Annotated in this window: 3 protein-coding genes and 1 pseudogene; 3 read left to right on the forward strand and 1 reads right to left on the reverse strand. The window is 73.0% G+C overall.

The features are described 5' to 3' along the window. Positions 1-119: 119 nt before the first annotated feature. The gene (locus CA983_RS41850) at positions 120-668 is read left to right on the forward strand and encodes a DUF4232 domain-containing protein (protein WP_086605878.1); all 549 of its coding nucleotides are present in this window, start codon (positions 120-122) and stop codon (positions 666-668) included. Positions 669-675: 7 nt separating this feature from the next. Here CA983_RS41850 and CA983_RS41855 read toward each other — a convergent pair whose 3' ends face one another. Then, positions 676-1,776 (reverse strand): DUF2786 domain-containing protein, encoded by a 1,101-nt coding sequence (locus CA983_RS41855; RefSeq protein ID WP_086605879.1) that lies wholly within the window; start codon positions 1,774-1,776, stop codon positions 676-678. Positions 1,777-1,883: 107 nt separating this feature from the next. On the opposite strand from CA983_RS41855, the pseudogene CA983_RS48640 reads away from it, so the two are divergent. Further along, a pseudogene (locus tag CA983_RS48640) lies at positions 1,884-2,074 on the forward strand (LysE family translocator); the annotation flags it as partial. A gap of 265 nt (positions 2,075-2,339) precedes the next feature. Further along, positions 2,340-3,083, forward strand: coding sequence for a Clp protease N-terminal domain-containing protein (locus tag CA983_RS41865; RefSeq protein WP_086605880.1), 744 nt, complete (start codon positions 2,340-2,342; stop codon positions 3,081-3,083). Positions 3,084-3,311: the final 228 nt, after the last annotated feature.

Below are 3,311 nucleotides of genomic sequence, written 5' to 3' on the forward strand. Positions count from 1 at the left end.
GGGCTACGGGGGCCGGAGGCTGTTCCGGCGTGTGGCCTGCCCCGGTGCGTGACGGTCCCCGCGTCCGAGATGATCCATGCGTCCGAACCGCTCATCGCCATCACGCACCAGAGGACCCCATGCGCATTGTTCCTCCCCTYGCCCTGCCCGCCGCCCTCGCGGCCACACTCCTGCTGACCGCCTGCGACGGTGACACGACCAGCGCCGACGACACCAAGAACGCGGACCGGCCGGGCGGTTCGGCCTGCGCGATCGGCGACCTGGGCGTGGAGGTCGGGGCCGGTGCCGCGCCGGCCGCCGGGGACACCGGCAACGTCACCGTCACACTCACCAACCAGGGCGCGCAGTGCACCCTGAAGGGCTTCCCCGCCGTGGACCTCCTGGCCGAGGACAGCACGACGTCCGTGTCCCCGGAAGAGGGCGCCCAGGCCCAGCCGCTCACGCTGGGGAAGGGCGCCACCACGTCCTTCACGATCACCTACGTCCGGGGCGAGGCCGGCTCCGCGAAGAGCCTCACCGTGCACAAGGCGTCCTTCACCCTGCCCGGCGCCCCCAGGGACGAGCACGAGCTGACATGGTCGTACGGCGAGGTCGCCCGGAGGGACGGGAGCAGCAGTGGCGGCGCGGCGGAGGCCTCGGTGAGCGGCTTCGAGTCCTCGGGCGACTGACGGCAGGTCAGCGCAGCGGCGGCCGGTGTCCGACCTGGGCCCGGTCCGCCGCCTGCGCGCCCTCCGTCCAGCCCGCCGCGTCGTGCACACCGCGCAGGCGGGTCGTGGTCGTCTCCGGGAACATCGAGTCCATCCGGCCGGTGACCGCCACGTCGCGGGAGGCGAGGACCGGGAGCAGGTCCTCCGTCACCTGGGTCTCGGCGGCTGCCGCCAGGCGGGTGCCGATGCGGTGGGCGTAGGCCGCGAGGAAGGACTGCCGGAACGTCTTGGTGCGCTTGCGACCGGCCGCGCGCTGAGCGGCCTCCGCCTTCGTCATCGCGGTCGTGGCCTGCACGAGGAGTGAGGTGTAGAGGAGTTCGACCGCTTCCAGGTCGGTTTCSAAGCCGACGACGGTGGAGAAGCCGAGCGGCTCGTTCCACACCGCCCGGCAGTGGTTGGCGGCGGCGACGGCGTCCAGCAGCACCGCCTTGGCCTGCTCGTACGGCGGTTCGACACCGATCCGGCAGGCCCCGGGCGTCTCGGGCGAGGGCGCCCGGGCCGCGAGCAGCGCCTCGTCGACACTGTGCCGGGCCATCAGCTCCTGCGCCTTGGCACTGAGCGCCTCCGCCTCCTCCGGGAACCCGGTCGCCTCCGCCTTGGCGAGCAGGGCGCGGATCCGGCCGAGCATCCGGGACTCGGTCTTCGGCCCCCCGGGCGACTCGTCGAGGGACTCGAGCGCGGGCAGGCGCAGCAGCAGGCGGTACAGCTCCAGCACGGCGGTGGCGTACGAGAAGCGGTCGGTGCGGGGCGGGGCCCCGGCGGGCAGCTCCGCGAGCTGGGCGTTCCAGCGGCGGCCGCGCGGACGGTCGTGCGGCACCTGCGCCCGGATCAGCGCCGTCACCAGGCGTACGTGTACGTCGTCCAGCTTCCGCCGGACGGTCCGTACGACATCGGCCGGCTGCCAGCCGCGCCGCCAGGCCGCCGCCACGAACTCCTCACCGCGCCGGGCGAGTTCGGCGTCCGCCGCCGGGTCGGACGCGAGCAGGGACGCGCCGGTGTCGAGGGCCGTCTCGCTGGTGCCGTACAGGGCGGTCTCGAACGCGCGGTCGACGGTGGTGGGCGTACTCACGGGCCGATGGTGCCACGCCGGCGCGGACGGCCCGGCATGCGCGATCTCGTGCGTCTCACTCCCCGGAATTGGTCGTCCACGCGCGGCGGGGCATCGAGCACGGCCGCATGGTGGACATGTCTCTCTACGTGGCGTTCCTCGTCGCCGCCTTGGCGCTCTGCATCACCCCGGCCCGGACATGATGTTCATCGTGGCGATGGGCGGACGGGGCGGGCCCACCGCCGGGGTGATGGCGGCGTTCGGGGTGGCGTGCGCGATGCTCGTGCACGCGGTCGCGGCGGCTCTCGGCCTGTCGGCAACCACCAGCTTCACGATCAGCGATCGTAGACACCCGCACGGCACCCCACCACACGTTCCCCACCGCTCACCCCATCGAGTGGCCCTTGCACCTGTCGCGACCCGCCCCGTCCCGAGTGATGCCCGGCCGAGACGCGGCCATGGCAGCCACAGCGATACCGCGGCGTTCCGCGCCACGAGACCGAGACGCGATTCCTCCCGAAGTAGCCACGACGGATGTCAACTCGCGGTTGACACCCCTAGAGGTGCAACCTACGGTTGACACCATGACGACGAACCCCAGCATCACGTCATCGTTCCGCCTCGACGACCTGATCGCGGCGATCAAGAAGGTGCACCAGGAACCCCTCGAACAGCTCCAGGACGCGGTCCTCGCCGCCGATCACCTCGGCGAGGTGGCCGACCATCTGATCGGCCACTTCGTGGACCAGGCCCGGCGTTCGGGGGCCTCCTGGACGGACATCGGCAAGAGCATGGGGGTCACCCGGCAGGCCGCGCAGAAGCGCTTCGTGCCGAAGGAGTCGGCCGACCTCGACCCGAGCCAGGGCTTCAACCGCTACACGCCCCGCGCCCGCAACACGGTGATGGCCGCGCACAACGAGGCCCGGTCCGCGCGCAACGCCGAGGGCGTACCCGAACACCTCGTCCTCGGTCTGCTGGCCGAGCCCGACGGTCTCGCCGCGAAGGCGCTCGTCGAGCAGGGCGTCTCCCTCGACGCGGTCCGCGAGGCGGCGACCGCCGCACTGCCTCCGGCCGTCGAGGAGCCCCCGGAGCTCGTGCCGTACGGCCAGGCAGCCAAGAAGGTCCTGGAGCTCACCTTCCGCGAGGCGCTGCGCCTCGGCCACAACTACATCGGCACCGAGCACATCCTGCTCGCCCTGCTGGAGCACGAGAACGGCGAGGGCGTCCTCAGCGGCCTGGGCATCGGCAAGGAGCCGACCGAGCAGTACGTGTCCGGGGTGCTGGAGAAGATCGTGCAGGCGCAGAAGGACACGCCGGACGAGGCGTGAGACCGCCCGGGCGGTGACCGGGGACCGGGATGGTGACCGGCTCTGACGCCTGGACCCGGGCCGGGACCGGGGCCGGGGCCCAGGGCCGGGGCCGGGATCCAGGCCAGGCCGAGGCGAGGTCGGGGCGAGGTCGGGGCCAGGCCGGGACCGAAGCCAGGCCGAGGCAAGATCGGGGCCGGGACGGTGGCCGGACCGGGGTCGGGACGGTGGCCGGACCGGGGTCGGGAC

Source organism: Streptomyces swartbergensis, assembly GCF_002148965.1.
Lineage (GTDB): Bacteria > Actinomycetota > Actinomycetes > Streptomycetales > Streptomycetaceae > Streptomyces > Streptomyces swartbergensis.

Coding starts and splice junctions, on each gene's coding strand:
- CA983_RS41865 (WP_086605880.1), top strand. CDS start 2,340: ATGACGACGAACCCCAGCATCACGTCATCGTTCCGCCTCGACGACCTG.